14 protein-coding genes are annotated in these 22,173 nt (G+C 30.6%); 5 read left to right on the plus strand and 9 right to left on the minus strand.

The features are described from left to right. Positions 1 to 162 precede the first annotated feature (162 nt). From MC378_RS02815 to MC378_RS02830, 4 genes are all read left to right on the plus strand, one after another. Positions 163 to 2,430, plus strand: a complete 2,268-nt coding sequence (locus MC378_RS02815; RefSeq protein ID WP_242177197.1) for an aconitate hydratase — start codon at positions 163 to 165, stop codon at positions 2,428 to 2,430. Between the two features lie 63 nt (positions 2,431 to 2,493). Continuing rightward, positions 2,494 to 3,183 carry a peptidoglycan DD-metalloendopeptidase family protein gene (locus tag MC378_RS02820; RefSeq protein WP_242177198.1) on the plus strand — a complete coding sequence of 230 codons (690 nt, stop codon included), beginning with the start codon at positions 2,494 to 2,496 and terminating at the stop codon, positions 3,181 to 3,183. Positions 3,184 to 3,251: 68 nt separating this feature from the next. Then, positions 3,252 to 3,923: a Crp/Fnr family transcriptional regulator gene (locus tag MC378_RS02825; protein ID WP_242177199.1), complete on the plus strand. Its 672-nt coding sequence runs from the start codon at positions 3,252 to 3,254 to the stop codon at positions 3,921 to 3,923. Positions 3,924 to 3,999: 76 nt separating this feature from the next. Continuing rightward, complete coding sequence (locus tag MC378_RS02830) at positions 4,000 to 4,869, plus strand: anti-sigma factor (protein ID WP_242177200.1); 870 nt, start codon at positions 4,000 to 4,002, stop codon at positions 4,867 to 4,869. 150 nt (positions 4,870 to 5,019) lie between these two features. On the opposite strand, the gene MC378_RS02835 is transcribed toward MC378_RS02830, so the two are convergent. The 4 genes from MC378_RS02835 to MC378_RS02850 all read right to left on the minus strand — a co-directional run bounded on the left by MC378_RS02835 (position 5,020) and on the right by MC378_RS02850 (position 10,200). Beyond that, positions 5,020 to 5,367 carry a hypothetical protein gene (locus tag MC378_RS02835; protein WP_242177201.1) on the minus strand — a complete coding sequence of 116 codons (348 nt, stop codon included), beginning with the start codon at positions 5,365 to 5,367 and terminating at the stop codon, positions 5,020 to 5,022. Between the two features lie 192 nt (positions 5,368 to 5,559). Beyond that, positions 5,560 to 7,341 carry an AMP-dependent synthetase/ligase gene (locus MC378_RS02840; protein WP_242177202.1) on the minus strand — a complete coding sequence of 594 codons (1,782 nt, stop codon included), beginning with the start codon at positions 7,339 to 7,341 and terminating at the stop codon, positions 5,560 to 5,562. A 75-nt stretch (positions 7,342 to 7,416) separates the two neighbouring features. Further along, positions 7,417 to 9,177, minus strand: coding sequence for an AMP-dependent synthetase/ligase (locus MC378_RS02845; protein ID WP_242177203.1), 1,761 nt, complete (start codon positions 9,175 to 9,177; stop codon positions 7,417 to 7,419). A gap of 237 nt (positions 9,178 to 9,414) precedes the next feature. After that, positions 9,415 to 10,200 (minus strand): pentapeptide repeat-containing protein, encoded by a 786-nt coding sequence (locus MC378_RS02850; protein ID WP_242177204.1) that lies wholly within the window; start codon positions 10,198 to 10,200, stop codon positions 9,415 to 9,417. 302 nt (positions 10,201 to 10,502) lie between these two features. Between MC378_RS02850 and MC378_RS02855 the strand changes: the two genes are divergently transcribed. Continuing rightward, complete coding sequence (locus tag MC378_RS02855; RefSeq protein ID WP_242177205.1) at positions 10,503 to 11,249, plus strand: head GIN domain-containing protein; 747 nt, start codon at positions 10,503 to 10,505, stop codon at positions 11,247 to 11,249. A gap of 179 nt (positions 11,250 to 11,428) precedes the next feature. Here MC378_RS02855 and MC378_RS02860 read toward each other — a convergent pair whose 3' ends face one another. From MC378_RS02860 to MC378_RS02880, 5 genes are all read right to left on the minus strand, one after another. Beyond that, complete coding sequence (locus tag MC378_RS02860) at positions 11,429 to 12,646, minus strand: threonine/serine exporter family protein (protein WP_242177206.1); 1,218 nt, start codon at positions 12,644 to 12,646, stop codon at positions 11,429 to 11,431. 92 nt (positions 12,647 to 12,738) lie between these two features. Further along, positions 12,739 to 16,431, minus strand: a complete 3,693-nt coding sequence (gene purL, locus MC378_RS02865; protein WP_242177207.1) for a phosphoribosylformylglycinamidine synthase — start codon at positions 16,429 to 16,431, stop codon at positions 12,739 to 12,741. 155 nt (positions 16,432 to 16,586) lie between these two features. Beyond that, positions 16,587 to 18,656 carry an endonuclease gene (locus MC378_RS02870; protein ID WP_242177208.1) on the minus strand — a complete coding sequence of 690 codons (2,070 nt, stop codon included), beginning with the start codon at positions 18,654 to 18,656 and terminating at the stop codon, positions 16,587 to 16,589. A gap of 3 nt (positions 18,657 to 18,659) precedes the next feature. After that, the gene (locus tag MC378_RS02875) at positions 18,660 to 20,795 is read right to left on the minus strand and encodes an endonuclease (RefSeq protein WP_242177209.1); all 2,136 of its coding nucleotides are present in this window, start codon (positions 20,793 to 20,795) and stop codon (positions 18,660 to 18,662) included. Between the two features lie 82 nt (positions 20,796 to 20,877). Continuing rightward, entirely contained in the window at positions 20,878 to 22,089 is a 1,212-nt protein-coding gene (locus MC378_RS02880; RefSeq protein ID WP_242177210.1) for an RsmB/NOP family class I SAM-dependent RNA methyltransferase, read from the minus strand. Between the last annotated feature and the right edge of the window lie 84 nt (positions 22,090 to 22,173).

The following is a 22,173-nucleotide window of genomic DNA, read 5'->3' on the forward strand; positions in this document are numbered from 1 at the left end:
AATTATAATGTAATTAAATGTTAAATTTTTACGTAATCAGTTTTTTTAAAACTTTATTTTATTGATTTATCAATAATTTTTTGATGTTGCTGTTTATTTTTTAAAATTGACAGAAAAATGTTAATTTTGTACCACTTTAATTCTTAAAAAAATAATATAGATATGGCTTTTGATATTGATATGATTAAGCAAGTCTACGAAAACGTTGTAGAACGTGTAGATGCTGCCCGTAATATTACAGGGAAACCTTTAACATTAGCAGAGAAGATTTTATATTCTCATTTATGGGATGGAACTCCGGGAAACGCTTTTGTGAGAGGAAAAGATTATGTAGATTTTGCTCCCGATAGAATTGCATTACAAGATGCAACTGCTCAAATGGCATTATTACAATTTATGCAAGCTGGTAAAAGTAAAGTGGCAGTTCCTACAACTACTCACTGTGATCATTTAATTCAAGCTAAAAATGGTGCAAGTTCAGATTTACAATCAGCATTAAATACAAGTAACGAAGTATTTAATTTCTTAGAATCTGTTTCTAATAAATATGGCTTAGGTTTCTGGAAACCAGGAGCAGGTATTATACATCAAGTTGTTTTAGAAAATTATGCATTTCCTGGAGGAATGATGATTGGTACCGATTCACATACAGTAAATGCTGGTGGTTTAGGTATGGTTGCTATTGGTGTTGGTGGTGCAGATGCAGTTGATGTGATGGCAGGTATGCCTTGGGAATTAAAATTCCCCAAATTAATAGGAGTAAAATTAGTAGGTAAACTTTCTGGTTGGACAGCTCCAAAAGATGTAATTCTAAAAGTTGCTGGTATTGTTTCTGCAAAAGGAGGAACAGGGGCAATTGTAGAATATTTTGGTGAAGGTGCTACAGGAATGTCTTGTACTGGAAAAGGAACAATTTGTAATATGGGAGCAGAAATAGGAGCAACAACTTCTACTTTTGGTTATGACGAATCTATGGAACGTTATTTACGTGCTACTGATAGAGACGATGTTGCAGATGCTGCAAATAAAGTAAAAGATTATTTAACGGGTGATGCTGAAGTATATGCAAATCCAGAGCAATATTTTGATCAAGTCATTGAAATTAATTTATCAGAGTTAAGCCCTTTATTAAACGGACCATTTACTCCTGATTTATCTACAAAAGTTGGTTCAGATATGACCACTATCGCTAATAAAAATGATTGGCCTTTAAAAGTAGAGTGGGGACTTATTGGTTCTTGTACAAATTCATCTTATGAAGATTTATCTAGAGCTGCATCAATAGCACAACAAGCCATTGATAAAAATTTAGGTATTAAAGCAGAGTTTGGAATTAACCCAGGTTCTGAAAAAGTACGTTATACTGCTGATAGAGATGGTATTTTAAATGTGTTTGAACAATTAGATGCTAAAATATTTACAAATGCTTGTGGACCATGTATTGGGCAATGGGCAAGATATAGTGATCCGGCAAATGCACCAAAAAATTCAATAATACATTCTTTTAATAGAAACTTTGCTAAACGTGCAGATGGTAATCCAAATACACATGCATTTGTTGCTTCACCAGAAATGGTTGCTGCTGTTACTATTGCGGGGCGTTTAGATTTTAATCCAATAACGGATAAACTAATCAATAAAGACGGAGAAGAGGTAATGTTAGATGAACCAACAGGGTGGGAATTACCTCCAAAAGGTTTTGAAGTAAAAGATGACGGCTATTTAGCTCCTGAAGAAGATGGAAGTGGAGTTAAAATAAATGTAGACCCTAAGTCGGATAGATTAGAGTTGTTAACGCCATTTACACCTTTAGGAAATGAATTAACAGGAGTTAAATTATTGATAAAGGCTCATGGTAAATGTACTACAGATCATATTTCTATGGCAGGACCATGGTTGCGTTATAGAGGTCATTTAGATAATATTTCTAATAACTGTTTAATTGGTGCTGTAAATGCGTTTAACATGAAAACTAACTTTGTAAAAAGTCAGATTGATGGAGAATATGATGCGGTTCCAAAAACGGCAAGAGCTTACAAAGCTGCTGGAATTAAAACAATTGTAGTTGGAGATCATAATTATGGTGAAGGTTCTTCTAGAGAACATGCTGCTATGGAGCCAAGACATTTAGGTGTTGCAGCTGTTTTAGTAAAATCTTTTGCTAGAATACATGAAACAAATTTAAAGAAACAAGGAATGTTAGGTTTAACATTTGCTAATGAAGCAGATTATGATTTAATTCAAGAAGATGATACTTTTAACTTTGTTGATTTAAATGAATTTGCACCTGGTAAACCTTTGACTTTAGAGGTTGTTCATGCAGATGGTTCTAAGGATACTATTCTTGCAAACCATACTTATAATGAAGGACAAATAGAATGGTATAATGAAGGTTCTGCTTTAAATTTAATAAAGAAGCAAAACGCATAATAATATTATAAAAGATATAAAAACTCTCGATGTATTTCGGGAGTTTTTTTGGTTATAATCAGTATGAATAAAGTTGAGTTCAATCAGTTTCTAAAGAACATTTCTAAAGAGTCTTTACTAGTTTTAGATTCTTCAATTTCTTTAAGTTCTTATGTGGCTATAGATATCTCTAAAAATAATAAAAATTTGCTAAATTTTGATGTTTCATCATCAGAAGAATGGAGGAATTATTTAGAAGCTTATTTAGCGGTAAACAAAGCAAAAATTGCTTTTGGAGGATATTTAGAGCAAAGAAATTTATATGATAGAAGTAATTATTTTAAAAATAAAACAGAAAAAGAGCAAAGAAATATCCATTTAGGAATCGATTTGTGGTGTAAAGAAAATACCGAAGTATTAGCGGTATTAGATGGAGAAATTCATAGTTTTAAATTGAATGATAATCATGGAGATTATGGACCAACTATCATTTTACAGCATAAAATTAAGAACGAAGTGTTTTATTCTTTATACGGACATTTATCTACTTTATCTATAAAAAATCTAAAAATTGGTGATAAATTTTTACAAGGAGAAGTTATTGGTTCTTTAGGAGACTCTTTTGTAAATGGTGATTATGCACCGCATTTACATTTTCAAATTATTAGAAATTTAGAAGGAAATTTTGGAGATTATCCTGGAGTTTCATCAGTAGAGAATATAGAATTTTATAAAAAAAATTGCCCTAATCCAAACTTATTATTAAAGTTATAGCAATATTTTGTAAGCAATAATTTAGTTTATAGACTTTATATATAATCAACCTAAAGCCTATATACCCTATGAATGATTTTTGGTTCTTCGAAAATGTAAACCTGTTCAACATTCTTTGCCCTCATAAATTTAAAGACTATAAAAAACATCATTCATTTGATGAGTACAAAAAAAGTGATTATGTTTATTTTGAAGAAGATGCCGCTAATAAAGTTTTTCTGATTGAAAAAGGGAAAGTAAAAATAGGTTATTATACAGAAAATGGAGAAGAAGTTGTAAAAGCCATCTTAACAAAAGGAGAATTGTTTGGTGAAAAAGCTATTTTAGGTGAAGTTTTGAGAAATGAGTTTGCCCAATGCACAAATAATAATACTTCAATTTGCCCGATAAGTGTAGACGCTTTACATGATTTGATGAGAGATAATAAAACATTTAGCTTAAAAATTTATAAATTTTTAGGATTACGTTTTAAAAAATTAGAAAGAAGACTACAGATTATTTTATTTAAGGATACTAAAACTCGTTTTTTAGAATTTATGCAAGAGTTATGTTTAGAATATGGATATGACTGTGAAAAAAGCGGAGATAAAGTCATTAACCATCCTTATACACAAAAAGATATAGCATCATTAATTGGTACTTCTAGATCTAATTTAAATGTATTAATGAATGAATTAAAAGAAGAAAATATCATTAACTTTAATAGAACAGAAATAAGATTAATTCAAAAAATCGCATAAGTGTTCGCTAGCTAACATTTAAATATATTTTACGCGCATAACTTTGTCATCAACATTAACATTAAATATTAATAAGATGAAAAAAGTTTTAAATTTAGCATTCGCATTTGCTTTGGCAACCATTTTTGTTGCTTGTAATGACGAGAACACACCAACAGTAGGAAACTTAACAATTGATTTAACAGGATTAGAAGAATTAGGAGCAGACTTTGTTTATGAAGGTTGGCTTATTGTAGATGGAAATCCAGTAAGTACAGGTACATTTACAAGTGTTGTTTTTCCACAAATTTTTACTCTACAAAATTCAGATTTACAAAGCGCTACAAAATTTGTATTATCTATAGAGCCAACTGTAGATTCTGATCCTGAACCATCAGCAACAAAAATTTTGGCAGGAGATTTTTCAGGTAATGCAGCCAATGTTTCTTCAGAAACTATAGTGGGTAACTTTTCAAACTCAACAGGAAAATATATTTTGGCTACTCCAACAGATATGGATTCTAGTAATGAAACAAGTGGAGTTTGGTTTTTAGACAACTCATCAGGAAGTGCTGTAAAAGGATTAGACTTACCAGTTTTATCTGATGGATGGAAATATGAAGGATGGGTAGTTTTAAATGGAACTCCTGTAAGCACAGGGACTTTTTCAAATACCGATGCAGCAGATGATAATGCCTTAACAGCACCTTATAAAGGTATTTCTGGTAACGGACCTGGGTTTCCAGGAGAGGATTATGTTATGGGGTCTGTAGCAGGTATCGATTTTCCTACAGATTTAAGAGGAGTTACTATTGTCATTTCAGTAGAACCGAGTCCAGATAATAATACAGCGCCATTTACATTAAAACCTTTAGCGCAAGAAATTCCTTCAAATGCAATAGATCATACAACTTTAACGATGAGTGTAGGGCCTAAAACAGTATTATCTGGTAGTGTATCTAGGTAACAGAAAAGAGAGAATCTACTATTTAAAATGTTAATGGTTGATTAAATCGAAGAGTAATTAATTTTTATTAATTACTCTTTTCTGTTTTGCAAAAAAAATGCCCAACTTAGTAAATACTAAAATTGGGCACCAACTAACCAACCAGTTGTTTTATTTATTTGATTTTATTTTTATTGGCATTTTATAAATTTCTCCTTTTTTTACACTTTTAATATCTAATTTTTTATAGTTTAATTTCTTTTTTATAAATGAACTAAACTCAGAAATATCAGAATCTACAGAAATAATCACAATTTCATTTCTGTTGTTAATCATAAAAGAAACTTCAACAGTGGTAGGTTTGTTAAAAGTAACAGGTATTTTATCACCTAAAATAGAAACGATTTCTATTCTTAATTCTTTTGTGATTTCTGATGGATTTTTTTCTGTTGCTGATGTAGAAAACACAGTAGATAAACTAATAGCAATAACGGCAATAAATGTTTTTAAACTTTTCATAATAGATGTCTTAAATTAAATGTTATACACCCTAAAGACTGTATTTATTAGAAAAGGTTTCAGTAAGAAGCGGGGTTTAATATATTATTAACGTTATTTAACTTAAATTAAGAAATAATAGCACATTATAAATAAAAAGCTCTCTAAGAAATTAGAGAGCTTTTTATTTATATACTTTTTAGATTATGATTATTAACAATCATAAATTTCGTCATATAAATGCTTATAGATTTTTTTGATGACAGCACGCTTCATTTTCATGGTTGGTGTTAAATGGCCTCCATCAATTGTCCATTCATCTGGAGTTAATTTAAATACTTTAATTTGTTCCCATTTACCAAAGTTATCATTGCATTTTTTTACAGCTTTTGTTATTTCTGTAAGTACCTTTTCGTTTGCTATTAATTCTTCATTAGAAGTATAAGAAATATTGTTTTCGGAAGCCCATTCTTTTAAAAATTCAAAATTTGGTTGAATAATGGCTGCTGGCATTTTTTCTCCTTCACCAACTACCATTACTTGTTCTATAAATAAAGATTGTTTTAATTCTCCTTCCAATAATGGTGGTACAACATATTTACCTCCAGAAGTTTTAAACATTTCTTTAGTTCTTCCAGTAATTTTTAAAAATCCATCAGCATCTATTTCTCCTTTATCTCCAGTATAAAAATAACCATCTTTTAATACTTCTGCAGTTTTTATTGGGTCTTTATAATAACCTTGCATTACATTAGGACCTTTTACTAAAATCTCTCCGCTTTTAGCAACTTTAACTTCAACACCTTCAATTATTTTACCAACTGTACCAATTTTAAAACCTTTAACTCCATTTACTTCAAGGAAGTTTACCGAAATTACCGGAGATGTTTCTGTTAAACCGTAACCTTCCATAATAGACATTCCTGCTGCTGCAAAAACTCTGGTTAAACGTGGTTGTAATGCTGCACTACCAGATACCATTATTTTTAAATTACCTCCTAAAGCAGCTTGCCATTTAGAAAAAATAAGTTTTCTTGCAAGTGCTAATTGTTTTTCATACCACCATCCGTTAACTCCATATGGTTCGTATCTTAGACCTAAATTTACAGCCCAGAAAAATAATTTCTTTTTTATACCAGTTAATTCTTCTCCTTTTAAAATGATTTTATCATAAATTTTTTCATACAAACGAGGAACAGCCGTCATAACACTAGGTTTAATTTCTTGTGCATTTTCTGCAAGTTTGTCTATACTTTCTGCAAAATAGATTTCTGCTCCACAGAATTGGTATAAATACAAAATCATTCTTTCAAAAATATGGCAGACAGGTAAAAAACTCAACGCTTTATCTTGTCCATATTCTAATGGAACCGGGGCGTCACATGCTAATACATTAGAAACAATATTTCCATGAGATAACATAACACCTTTGGGTTTACCTGTTGTTCCAGAAGTATATATTAAGGTTGCTAAATCATCAGATTTTACGGCATCTTTTCTAGCTTCAACTTCATTTTGATTATCGGTGTTTAGTCCTAATTCTAAAACTTCATTCCAACTTTTTTCATTAGAAATATCATCAAAAGTAAAAATTTCTTTTAGTTTGGTTTTTCCTTTTATTTGATTTAATTTTTCCAATATTGTTTCATCTGAAACAAAACAATAAATGGCTTCAGAATTATTTAAAATATATTCGTAATCATCTTTAGAAATTGTTGGGTAAATTGGTACGTTTTGTGCACCTGTTTGAAGAATACCAATATCACAAACATTCCACTCTGTTCTATTAGTTGTAGAAATTATAGCAATTTTATCATTTGCTTGTACTCCTAGTTTTAATAATCCCCTACTAATTTGATTTGCTTTATCAATATATTCTTTTGTAGATGTAGAAACCCATTTTCCATTATACTTTGTTGTTAATGCTTTTTTTAGGCTGTATTTTTCTAATTGATAATAAGGAAAATCAAATAAACGTGTAATTTCAATCGACATAAATTTTTATTTTGAAGTATTGCAAAGTAAGAAATTTACATTGATTTAACAAATAGAAAAATAAAAGCTTTTTAATTAAGAATTGTATATTTTTTTATGAAGAAATTTATATTTTTCTTTGATAATCTTCCTTCTCATTTTCATTGTAGGAGTGAGGTGACCTGATTCTATAGTCCATTGATCTGGTGTAATTTCGAACTTTTTTATTTGTTCCCACTTTCCAAATTGTTGATTATAAAAATCGACTTCTTTTTGTATTCTAAAAATTAGTTTTTCATCGGTAGAAATATCAGTAATTTTATGATGGTGTCTTTTGGCCCATTCTTTTACAAACTCAAAATTTAACTGAATGATAGCAGCCGGCATTTTTTCGCCTTCTCCAATAACCATTATTTGTTCTATAAAACGAGATTGTTTAAACTCGCTTTCTAAAGCAGCAGGAGCAATGTATTTGCCTCCTGAGGTTTTAAAGATTTCTTTTTTTCGATCTGTTATTGTTAAGAAACCTTCACGATCTATTTCTCCGATATCTCCTGTATGTAAATATTGATTAACAATAGTTTTCTTAGTCATCTCTTCGTTTTTGTAATATCCTAACATTACATTTTCTCCTTTCATTAAAATTTCGCCATCATATGCTATTTTTATTTCAATACCTTCTAAAGGTTTTCCTACAGAGCCAATTTTTAAATTGTTATTTCTTACATCGTTTACAGTTCCTCCTGGTGATGATTCTGTCATACCATATCCTTCATACACAGGAATTTTAGCGGCAGTAAATACTCTAATTAATCGTTGTTGTAAAGGAGCACTACCGGAAACCATAAATTCTAATTGATTACCTAGAGCTTTTCTCCATTTAGAAAAAATAAGTTTATTTGCAATCTGTAGTTTAAAATGATACCATTTCCCATTTTTAGAATAGGGCTCGTATTTTTCTGCGAGATGTAATGCCCAGAAAAATAATTGTTTTTTTATTCCTTTTAATTCACTTCCCTTATCTACAATTTTATCAAATATTTTTTCTAATAATCTAGGAACCACAGCTAAAAAGTGAGGTTTAATTTCTCTAATATTATCACCTATTTTATCTATATTTTCTGCAAAATAAATTTCAAAGGATTTATATAGATTTAAATAAGAAGCAGTACGTTCAAAAATGTGGCAAATAGGAAGGTAACTTAAAACTCGGTTGTGAGAGGTTTTTAAATCTAAAGCTTTGCTAGTTTTAAAAACAGTAAAAACAATATTATTATGACTTAGCATAACTCCTTTTGGTGTGCCCGTTGTGCCAGAAGTATAAATAATTGTAGCTAAATCATTTGGTTTTACATTGTTTTTTAATTTTTTTATCTCAGAATCAAAATGATCATTACTTCCAATTTCTAAAAAATGATTCCAGTCGTAATCTGTGTTTAACTCCTCTAATAAAAAAACACCTTCTAGTTTTGTTTTATTTTCTAAAGATTTTACTTTGTTGTATAAATGTTTTGAAACAAAACAATATGTAGCATCAGAATGATTTAAAATGTATTCATAATCTTTTTCTGATAGTGTTGCATACAAAGGGACATTCTGAGCTCCAATTTGTAAAATTCCTGTATCTAAAATATGCCAATTAGGATTGTTATTTTCTGTAATTATTGCAATTTTATCATTTGGCTTTACGCCAAGTTTTAGTAAGGAACTACTTACCTTATTTGCTAATTGAATGTATTTTTGCGTAGAAATAGATTGCCATTTGTTATTTGATTTATAATTGAAACATTTTTCTTGTGGATGATTTTCTAGTTGATAGAAAGGAAAATCGAAAAGACGAGTAATGTTTGCTGTCATAACTAAAGGGCTTTTTTTATGACAAGTTACTAAAAAAGTTTATTTATTACACTTATTAGAAAAAGTAAACTATTGAATTATAGGGTTTAAAATATTTTAAGTAAAAAAAAACTAGCTTCTTTACAATAAAGAAGCTAGTATAGATATTATACAAATTGGCCCCTAATCCAACATATACAATTTGATCGCAAATTAATACTTATTATCGTTATAAAATACACGTATAAATACCTGTTTTTAATTTGATGATGTTTTTGAAAAATTTCTACCATTAATTTTGGTGTACTTAGAATCAATGTCATATGCTACCTCCATATTTGTAATATCAAAATTTCCTGAAACATTCATATATCTTATATTTAAGTCTTCTTCAAATTTTGCGTTTTTAAAGGAAACTCCATTACGAAATTTTGTGTATTTAAAAACGGCAGAGTCTTTAAAAAGTGCCTTAGAAAAACTTGTGTTTTTATTAAATACAGAATATTTAAAGGTAGAAATTTCGTCAAAAGTGGTGTTTTCAAAACTTGATTCTTTGTCAAATTTTGCATATTTAAAGGTACTATCATCATTAAAAGAAGTTCCAGAAAAATCTGCTTTCTTTTCAAATCGAGAGTATTTAAACATGGCTTTTCTTTCAAAATTACAATCTTTAAAAACAACCGTATTTTCAAAGCTTGCTGTAAATGTGTAACCAGAATCTTCATCTGGAATGTATGCTAAAACATGATTTTTAAAAGTGCAATTTTCAAAAGAAATATTTACATCAATTATTTTTTTTATTTCATTGTCTGAATTTCCATTATTATTCCACCAACTTCTTTTTTTCTTTTTAGGTAACTTGTTTATTGCCTCATCCATGTAAGTGAAATCTAAAACACCAACAATGGTTGCATTTTTATATGTAATAGATTTTCCGCTTTTGATGTCTTTCATAATATCTGAAGCTTCTATTGTTTTTTGAGCAAATGCAAACGTTGTTAATAAGAAAAGACTTAATGATAATAAAGTAAATTTAAGTTTCATTTTTATAAGTTTTAAGTGTTTGTATTAATGACAAGACAATTTTTGAATTGTGACAGTTAAAGAAAATTATTTACTATTTTTTAGAAGTTCATAAATTTTGAATAAGAGTTTAATTAAAGATGAAAAATAAAAGAAAAGTCTATATAAATATTTAAAGAATTGAAGTATAACATCAAAAAACAGCTAAACTAGAGAAAATAGACAATAAAGAGTCACAATTTAAAAACTGTGTTGTCTTTGGTGTAGTTATGCAATAGTTTGTAACAAAAAACTTATAAATAAATCAACTTTAAATATAAATTATGAAATTTAAAATACTTATTCTTTTGACGTCTTTACTGTTTATAAATAATAATATAAACGCGCAAAAAACTATAAAACTAGATAAGAGTTTTGATAAAATTATAGTGAGCCCACATATAGAAACAGTCTTTAAAAAAGGAACTGAGCCAAGTATTGTAATTGAGGACATCAATGTTCCTATGGAAAAGTTTAAGTACGAATTAAAAAATGGTACACTTCAAGTATATCTAGAAGGCGCTAAAACCTATACTAAAAATAAGAAAGTTGTTATTAGACATTCTAAAAAGAAAGTGCCATTGTATAAAAATAGAGTCGTAAAAGTGATTATTACCTATGTAGATGTAACTATTTTTTCTTTAAGAGGTGAAGAAAAAATTACATTTCAAACTCCCTTAAATCAAAAGGAGTGTAACTTAAGAATCTATGGAAAGTCAGAAGTTTCAGTAACTTCTATTGATGTAGATAAGTTAAACGTTTCTATTTATGGAGATAGCTTCTTAAAGATAGACAATGGAACCATTAATAAACAAAAAATTACGGCTTATGGGGCTAGTAAAATAATGGCTTCAGTTGTACTTTCTAATGAAACGAAGATTACAGCTTACGGAGATGGAACTTTTCAATTGAATGCTTCCAAAAAAATGAAAGTAACTTCTTATGGAGAAGCAACAATTCTTTATAAAGGTGATGCTGAATTAAAAAAAGGAATTGTTATAGGGGAATCAATAATAAAAAAAGTAATGTAGTTTTTTGTTTTTTTGCGTTTTCAAAGATTGGGATTTTAAGACTCGCTTTTTTATCGTTCCTCAAAAAAGAACTCCAAGAAATAGTATCTCGAGCTATATGAAAAGTTCAGTTAATAATACAAAAAAAAATCAGCTTTTAGAATTTTTAAAAGCTGATTTTTTTATATAAAATAAGTAAATTATAATTTCATTTTTCTAGGAGGTCTTTCTCTAAATGTCCCTGCAAAAAGCAATCCACCAATAATAGCCATTAATATAAAGGCAACCTCTTCAAAAAGATTTGCAGATGCGGTAATGGAAGGGTTAAAAAAAGTATTACTTAACCCCATAAAAGATTTACTTCCAGGAACAAGCATGATAATACCTTGAGTTAAATAAACGGATTTGGGTGTTTTAGAAATACGTCCAAACAATCTACTAATACCAACCACAGATAATGTTCCAATAAAAGTACTTACCAAAATTCCTAAAACAGATGATAAAAAAACAGTTATAAAAAAAGCAAAAACACCTGTTAAAACTCCAAAAAACATATCTTTTTTTCTTACTTGAAATATGGGTAATACAGTAATCGAAAATATTGGGATTGCACAAAACAACGTCCATTTAGGCATATCAGAGACATAATGTGTTACATCAATATCAAGTAAAGACGTCATCAATCCTAAGCCTAGTATAACTCCAAAAAATTGTTTAAACAAAACAATAATGGCATCAAATAGTTTGGCACCTCCAGCAACCAAACTTTTAGAAGTGATTTCTTCTAAGGCCGTAGTAATAGCCAATCCTGGAATAAAAATAATGATAGAAGCCAATATGGTTAAACCTAAATTAAAATCTGGAAAAATGAATGTTAAGAGGCAAGAAATAATTGTTACCACTAAAGCAGATAATGATTCAAAAACACTTTCTACATATTTAGATTTGTTACTTAAATAGACAATAAGATAGGTAAGTGCACCTAATAGTAAAGAAAATCCAAAAGAAATCCAGTTGGTACCAATCATTAAACTAAAAGAACCAGCAGCAAAAGCATAAGCCAAAGTTAATGTTAGGTGATTTACTTCTTTGGTTTTAGCATGAATCATCTTTAATTCTTCATCTATTTCATCTTCTCCAATTTTAGCATCAATAACCTTATTTGTTAATTCATCAATTCTAGAAAATGCTCCTAAATTTAAAGACCCAGGAGGAATACATTCAACATAGTTATATGTGTTTTTATCATCGTAAAAAACATAGTTTATCCATGTTGGTAAATCCATAAAACTACCGGTAATACCTTTTGTTTGAGCAACTTGTGTTAAATATGATTGGATTTTATAAGAAGGAATTCCGTATATATGTAAGGCCTTTCCTATTTCTACTATAAATTGATATTTTTTTGGGATTCTCATCTTTACTTATTTAACAGTCCTTTTATCAATTTTTAAAGCCCCAAAAAAAAGGCTTTAAAAGCCCTTTTTTTATATAAATTTTAGGGCAAAAATTATTTTGTTAACCAGTTTTTAGCATTTACAAATGCTTCTAACCAAGGAGATACTTCATCTTTTCTGTTTGTTGGGTAATTGGCCCAATTCCATTGAAAAGTAGAACGCTCAATATGAGGCATGGTTACTAAATGTCTTCCCGTTTTATCACATAGCATTGCTGTGTTAAAATCAGATCCATTTGGGTTATTTGGGTATCCTTCATAACCATATTTGGCAACAATGTTATAGTTTTTTTCTGCTTCTGGTAAGTTAAATTTTCCTTCTCCATGAGAAATCCAAACACCTAATTCTGTGCCTGCTAAACTAGCTAACATTACCGAATTGTTTTCCTGAATTTTTACCGATGTAAAAGAACTTTCATGCTTCATAGAATCATTATGACCTAATTTCCCATGAACTTTATGTTCAGGGTTAATCAATTCTAATTCCATCCATAATTGAGCACCATTACAAATACCTACAGATAAAGTATCTTCTCTTTCAAAGAAATTCTTTAAAGCGGTGTTCGCTTTTTCATTGTATTTAAATGCTCCTGCCCAACCTTTAGCAGAACCTAAAACATCAGAATTAGAGAAACCACCAACGGCACCAATAAACTGAATATCTTCTAACGTTTCACGACCAGAAATTAAATCGGTCATGTGTACATCTTTTACATCAAAACCAGCTAAATACATCGCATTTGCCATTTCACGTTCTGAGTTAGATCCTTTTTCACGGATAATTGCAGCTTTAGGTTTGTCTTTTCCAATTTTAGGAAGTTTACCAGTAAAACTCTCTGGGAATTTATACGTTAAAGGCTGTTTTTTATAATTATCAAAACGGTCTTGCGCTAAATTATTAGCGGTTTGTTTTTGATCTAATAAGAAAGAAGTTCTATACCAAACATCTCTCATTTCGGTAACATCAAATGAGAAATTATCTTCGTTGTTTTTAATAGTAACTGTTCCTGAATTGTTTGCAGAACCAATATTGAAAAATTCAATATTATTTTCTGATAAAATTGTTTCTACAGAAGCATCAGCTTGAAAAACAATTCCTGAGTTTTCTGCAAATAAAACTTTAATTGAATCTTCTTCATTCAAAGTAGAAATATCAAAATTGGCTCCTAAATTTACATCAGCAAAACACATTTCTAATAAAGTAGTAATGAATCCACCAGAAGCAACATCGTGCCCTGCAGTAATTTTATCAGCTTTAATTAAATCTTGAATCGTGTTAAAAACAGTTTTTACATATGCAACATTGGTAACATCTGGCGCTTCATTTCCAATGGCATTTAAGGTTTGGTTAAATGAACTTCCACCTAATTTAAATTCGTCTTGAGAAATATTGATATAATAGATGTCTCCTCCATCAACTTGTAAAAGAGGCTCTACAACTTTAGTAATGGCATTACAATTACCTGCAGCAGAAATAATAACAGTTCCTGGTGCAATCACTTCTCCATCTGTATATTTTTGTTTCATAGATAAAGAATCTTTCCCCGTAGGAACATTGATTCCTAAACCAATAGAAAATTCTGAAACCGCTTTTACAGCTTTGTATAAACGAGCATCTTCTCCTTCGTTTTTACAAGGCCACATCCAGTTTGCAGAAAGTGAAACACTTTTTAAATTGTCTTTTAAAGGTGCCCAAATGATGTTGGTTAAAGATTCAGTAATGGCATTTCTAGAACCAGCTTCTGGACTAATCAATGCAGAAATAGGAGAGTGGCCAATTGAGGTTGCAACTCCTTCTTTACCTTTATAATCTAAAGCCATTACACCCACGTTATTCAACGGAATTTGTAACGGACCCACACATTGTTGTTTGGCAACTTTACCACCAACACAACGGTCTACTTTATTTGTTAACCAATCTTTACAAGCCACAGCTTCTAATTGTAAAACTTGCTCTAAATAGATTTTTAAATTCTTCGTTTTATAACGTGGATTTTTATATTTTCTGATAACCGTTTTATCTGTTAAAACAGTTTTTGGAGAAGAACCAAACATATCTTCTAAAGCTAAATCCATGGGTTTTTCACCAGTTGATTTAGACTCAAAAGTAAAACGGTCATCACCTGTAACGACACCAACATCGTAAATAGGAGAACGTTCTCTATCTGCAATTTTGTGTAAAGTTTCTAAATGCTCATCAGCAATTACCAATCCCATTCTTTCTTGAGACTCGTTACCAATAATTTCTTTTGCTGATAAAGTTGGGTCACCAACAGGTAATTTATCTAAGTCGATTTTACCACCAGTATCTTCAACTAGTTCTGATAAACAATTTAAATGTCCACCAGCACCATGATCGTGAATAGAAACAATAAAGTTTTCATCACTTTCTACCATTCCACGAACTGCATTTGCAGCACGTTTTTGCATTTCTGGATTCGAACGTTGTACTGCGTTTAATTCAATTCCTGAAGCAAACTCTCCGGTATCAGCAGAAGAAACGGCAGCGCCACCCATTCCGATTCTGTAGTTTTCACCACCCAAAATTACAATTTTATCACCTTCTTTTGGTGTATCTTTTAAAGCTTGTTCTGCTTTTCCGTATCCAATTCCACCAGCTTGCATAATTACTTTATCGAAACCTAATTTTCTTGCAGGAGCATCGCTTACAGAAGAATTTTCTTCGTGTTCAAAGGTTAAAACAGAACCAGAAATTAAGGGTTGTCCAAATTTATTTCCAAAATCTGATGCTCCGTTAGATGCTTTTATTAAAATATCCATCGGAGTTTGGTACAACCAATCTCTAGCTTCAAATTTATGTTCCCAATATCTTGTATTCTTAACTGAATCTATAGATGCTTCTAAACGAGAATACGAAGTCATATAAACTGCTGTTCCGGCTAAAGGTAAAGACCCTTTTCCACCAGCCAAACGATCTCTAATTTCTCCACCAGAACCCGTTGCTGCTCCGTTAAAAGGTTCTACCGTTGTTGGAAAATTATGCGTTTCTGCTTTTAAAGAGATTACAGATTCAAAATCTTTAGTTTGATAAAAATCTGGTTTATCCGCTGTTTTAGGAGCAAATTGTTCCACTTTTGGTCCTTTTACAAAGGCAACATTATCTTTATATGCAGAAACAATATCGTTAGGAAATTTTTTAGAAGTTTCTTTAATCATTTTGAATAGGGAGGTAGGCATTTCTTCTCCGTCAATAATAAAAGTTCCGTTAAATATTTTATGTCTACAGTGTTCTGAGTTTACTTGGCTAAAACCAAAAACTTCAGAATCTGTTAATTTTCTTCCTATTTTCGTAGCAACACTTTCTAAATATTCAACTTCCTCATCACTTAAAGATAAGCCTTCTTGATTGTTATAAGCAGCAATATCATCAATATTTAAAATTGATTCTGGTTGAATTTCTATGGTAAAACTATCTTGATGTAAACCATTAAATTTTTCAGAAATCATAGGGTCGAAATCTGTGAAATCTTCAGAAATAGAAGTAAATTCTTCTATTCTAACGATATCTTTAATACCCATGTTTTGAGTGATCTCTACAGCATTTGTACTCCAAGGCGTAATCATTGCGGCTCTTGGTCCAACAAAAAAAGCATCTATAGATGTTGCTTCTATTTTTGGTTGATCAGCAAAAAGCCAAGTCAATTTTGCAATTGTTTTTGCAGTTAATTTTTTTGTTGATTGAACAGCGAATACTTTACTGTTTTTATTTCCAAAGAAATGAATCATTTAGCGTTGTGTTAGTGTGTTGTTGTAAAATGCAAATTTACTTTTTTTCAATTTAAAATTTAAGATTAATTTAATCGAAATTTACTTGGTTATAAAAACAAAAAAAGACGACCCAAATATTGGATCGTCTTTTTTTATTTATTGAAAATAAACAGTTATTTTTTGATCAGTTTTGTGGTAATAAACTGATTTTGAGATTTTATTTTCACTAAATAAATTCCTTGTGATAGTTTAGAGATATCTATACTATTATTAGTTGTACTTATTTTTTCGGTTTTTACTATTTTACCTAAAACATTGTAAATTGTTATGGCTACATCTTTTGTAATATTAAAATAGATTTTGTTACCGTTGGTTGGATTTGGGTACATTTTAAAAGTAGCAAAATCTGTTGTATTAAGACCTGCAGTACTTACATTATGTGATCCTAAATCTGAACAATCATCAGTAGAAGTTTCTATCCATTCCTCTGCATTAAAAACAGTGTTTGGAGAAATTATAGTTGGTTTTCTTTTTAAAGTAACATTTTCGGCAAAGTCATTATCATCACCTTCTTCTCCTATAATGTCAATTAAAACATCATTTTTAAATAGTCCGATAACATCATTCCCATTAAAGTAAGTAACACTACTTTCTACATCTACTTCATCTTCACAAATGTTCATATCTGCGTTACCAATTATATAAACTTCTCCATGTTCAATGCTTTCGGTTGTAAAAGTTAAAGTGGTACCAAAGCTATTTCCATTTGAAGCTAGTTTTACAGAATAGTCTGCTAATGAAACTGTCTGCCCTGTAAAATTGGCAATTTCTATGGCTTTATTACTACTAGAACCTTCGATATATTCAGAGAAAAATAATTCAAAAATATGATTACTTCCGTCTGTAGTTGTAGCGCTTACTGCATTAGATTGTACAGATTGATTATTAGCAGTATCTTTTGCTAAAAGAGTAACACTATAGGTTGTAGAAACAGTTAAGCCAGTTACAACAAAACTTAATTCTGTAGTTGTTCCAATTAAATTACTATCAACAAAAATGTCGTAACCACCTACACTAATATCATCTGTTGATGCTGACCAATTTACTTTAAAACTTGTACCTGTTTGGTTTGAAATGGTAATATTGGTTGGTACTGATGGAGGTGTATTGTCTGTTAAAGTTGCAGTATTAACAGCAGCTGATTGCGCAGATTCGTTTTCGGCATTATCTTTAGCTAATACCGTAATTGTATATGATGTACTAGGAATTAAGTCTGTAATATTATATGTTGTATTGCTAGTTTCTCCATTAAAAACACCATTCACAAAAATTTCATAAGCACTTACAGCAACATTATCTGTAGAAGCCGTCCAAGCTACATCTATTGTAGTATATGTGATATTGCTTAGTACAACATTTGTTGGTGCTGTTGGAGCTTCTTCATCAGCAGGTGTTGATTCCCAGCTATCTAAAGCAGCAGGTCCTCCCCATATTTTTGTAGCTAGATAAGCATTGTCAATAAATGGATTTCTATTTCCTTGTGCATAGCTTGCATTAGAGTCATGATAAGTATTTCTTTGTCTTTCAAAATTAGAAACAGGATCTTCAGCATTCCATTCTAAAAATAAATCAATCATATCATCAGGAGTAGAAGAAGAACTACCAATTCCTACACCGGTTGGTTTACATCTGTCTCCATATCGAATGTACATATACATCATCATTCTGGCAACGTCTCCTTTCCATTCATCTCCAGGATACCATCCACCAGAAACACTACCAGCATTTCCGTTACCATCAACAAATTTTAAATGTCCTCTTTGACCATTAAAACTTACATCTGAAGGTCTTAAATGATGTGCATCTGCCCCCGGACCAGAAGTCCCTAAATTTGGATCACCAAGAGATTTTGCATACGTATGTTCTCTATTCCAATCTCCTTGATTACCTCCATTTTGATCTTTGCCTCTTCTTCTAGCTGTTGTTCCAACAGTTGTATCAGAATAACCATAAATTAATAATACTTCAGAACTATTTTCAGGGTTTAAATCGGTTACTTTTAAAGCATCCCAAACTTGACTATAAGATAGTGTTTTACTGTGTTCGCTTATGGTTTTTGTAGCTAATTCCTCTTTTAAATCAAGCCCCGATTTTGTTAAATCCACATCGTTATAATATGCTTGTTGTGCATTTATGCTAAATGTTAATAATAATGTGGTTAATAGGAGTAATGTTTTATTCATGTTTTATTGTTTAATAATTTTTAAGTTGTAAATTTTATTTTCGGCCTCAAATTTAAGCATATAAATTCCTTTTGACAAAAAGTCGACATTAATTACGTTACTTGGATTTTTTATAGAGAAGATTTTTTTTCCTAGATAATTGTAAAGACTAAGGTTTTGAATTGTTGAATTGTTGGTGTTTTTTAAGTTTAACACACCTTCTACTGGGTTTGGGTAGATATTAAAACCATCCAATAAAAAATTTCCAACATTTAAGGTTGTATTATGCTGACCGATATCATCTACTGTATCTTTAGGGTAAACGTCCCATTCATTACTGATGTCGAAAGCTGTATTTGGTTGAGATACGCCACTTTTTCTACGTAAAGTTTTGTCCTTTGCAAAGTTACCACCACCACTATTGTAAGTTCCAATGATATCAATTAAAACATCGTTTTTAAATAAACCAACATTATCATCTCCATTAAAGTTAATTGGAGCACCCCAGTTTGGGCTGATATTTTGAGTAATTAAATCTGCTTCATCAATTAGTTTTTGTAATTCTGAAGCACCATTGATGATTACATAAACATCTCCAGGTATAATTGTTCCAGAAAGGATTAATGTGTTATCCCAATCTTCTCCATCTTTTCCTCCTGCAGATTGTCTTTTTATAGAGTATTCGCTTAAATCAATATTTGCAGAAGTAACATTAACAATCTCTAAAGCTTTGTTACTACCTGATCCTTCTACATATTCAGAAAAGAACAATTCATTGGCTGTTGTTGTAGATCCATCGGTTGTTGTTGCATTTACAGAGGTACTTAAAATAGATTGATTATTCACAGCATCTTTAGCTAATACCTGTACTGCATAAGTTGTAGATACTGCTAAACCGGTTACAGTAAAAGTAGTTTCTGTCGTTGAAGCGTTTAAATTTCCATCAATATAAACATCATATTCGGTTACAGCAGTATTATCAGTAGAGATATCCCAAGTTACTTTAAAAGATTCTCCTGTTTGATTGGTAATTACAATATTTGTAGGGATAGTTGGAGCATCTACATCGGTTAAAGTTGTTTGATTGATAGCTATACTTTGATTTGATGCATTGTTTACAATGTCTTTTGCTAAAACTGTAAAAGAATAATTAGTATTAGAATTTAAACCTGTAATACTTGCAGTAGTACTAGTAGTATTTTTTACAAGAACACCATCAAGGTAAATATCATAACTTGTTACTTCAATATTATCTGTAGAAGCACCCCAAGAAAGGTCTACAGAAAAAGTAGTAATATTACTTGCACTTAGGTTTGTGGGTACAGTTGGAGCTTCGGAATCTGAACTTGAGTATATTCCCCAAAGGTCTGCTGCGGCTGTTCCTCCCCAAATTCTTGTTGCTAATATTGGATTGTCTATAAAAGGGTTTCTGTTTCCTTGAGCAAAACTGTTGTTAGTTGCATCTTCGTGATAAGTATTTCTTGTTTTTTCGAAGTCAGAAACAGGATCTTCTACATTCCATTGTAAAAATAAATCGATCATTTCATCAGGAGTAGAGGAGTTGTCTCCGATACCTACATTTGTTGGTAAACATCTATCACCATAACGTATATACATGTACATCATCATTCTTGCTACGTCGCCTTTCCATTCATCTCCTGGATACCAGCCACCATTTATTCTTAAGGATGCATTACCAGAACCAGTTGCAAATTTCTCATTATTTCTTGATGAGTTTCTTTGTGAATCTGCCGGTCTTAAATGATGCGCATCAGAACCTGGACCTGTTGTTCCTAAGTTAGGATCACCTAAAGATTTAGCAAATACATGTTCTCTGTTCCAATTACCAGCTCCACCACCATAAATATTTATATCTCGTTCTCTATTATTGGTGATATCTGAATCAGAACCATCTTCGAAACCATAAATCAATACAACTTCTTGATTGTTGTTAGGATTTACATCAGTGATTTTGCTAGCATCCCAAATTTCATCATAAGTTAAAAAACGAGTATGTGTACTAATAACTTTAGTAGCCAACTCTTCTTTCAGTTGAATTCCTGTAAGGTTTAAATTTACATCATTATAATAAGGTTGTACTTGTCCGTAACTTAAAACAACAAATAATAGCGCTGATAAGTTGATGATTTTTTTTAACATAAATTGTTTTCTAAATTAATAATTAAAAACAGTTTCTTTTTCATGCTTATAATTTTTACAACTAGCAATTCTATTGTAAAAACTATTTTCTTTCTAAAAGCGCCATATAAAACCCGTCGAAACCAGAAATATGTGCTAAAACTTTTTTGTCGGAGACAAATGTAAACTCTTTTCCTGCTTCGGATGTTAAGAAAGTATTAACTTGATTTTGATTTTCTGAAGGTAAAATAGAACAAGTAGCATACACCATTTTCCCTCCTGGTTTAACCATTTTAGAATATTGTTGTAAGACATCTTGTTGCACCTTTTTTATATTATCTATAAATTCTGGTTGTAATTTCCATTTCGAATCTGGGTTTCTACGGATAACACCTAAACCAGAACAAGGAGCGTCAATTAAAACTCTGTCTGCTTTTCCGTGTAATTTTTTAATTGGTTTTGTAGAATCAATTACGCGCATATCTATATTATGTGCTTTGTTTCTTTTTGCTCTAACTTTTAGTTTACGTAATTTACTTTCATAAATATCCATGGCAATGATTTGCCCTTTGTTTTCCATTAAAGCAGATAGGTGTAAGGTTTTTCCTCCTGAACCTGCACAAGTATCAATAACTTTCATACCCGGTTTTACGTCTAAATAAGCAGCAACAAGTTGCGATGAGGCATCTTGAACTTCAAAGAATCCATTATGGAATGCTTCTGTTTTAAAAACATTAGCTCTTTCTGGTAAAATCAAAGCATCTGGATGATTGGGTACAAATTCGGTATTTACACCTTCTGCTTTTAATTTCTTTTGAAGAATTTCTTTAGAAATGTTTAAAGTATTTGTTCTTAAAATAACACTTGCTTGTACATTTAAAGCTGCAATTTCTTTGGTCCAAATCTCTTCACCTAATTCAGAAACACACAATTCGTCCATCCAATCTGGAATAGATTCTCTAAATTTTCTAGTTCTAGATAATTCAGCAAAACGTCCTTTAATTTTTCTTGCTGGAACATCCCCGATTTGATTCCAATCGGGTAAGGCAATTCCTCTTAAAATACACCAAACAGAGAAAAGTCTCCAAATATTATCTCTATCAAAAGGTACTTTTACTTCTGCTATTTCTGCGTACAACCTATTCCAACGAACAATGTCGTAAATAGTTTCTGCAACAAATTTACGGTCTCTTGCTCCCCAGCGTTTGTCTCTTTTTAAGGCTTTTTCTACAGCTTTATCTGCATAAACTCCTTCATTAAATATATCTCTTATACTGTCTATAACCGCAAAGGTTAAGTTTCTGTGTAATCTCATGTTCTATTTTGTAATTGGCAAAGTTACAAATATCTATTTTCTGTTTAGAGATTTCATTAAAATTATTATTATTTAAAATAAAAG

The sequence above is a fragment of the Polaribacter marinus genome (assembly GCF_022662535.1).
Classification (GTDB): domain Bacteria; phylum Bacteroidota; class Bacteroidia; order Flavobacteriales; family Flavobacteriaceae; genus Polaribacter; species Polaribacter marinus.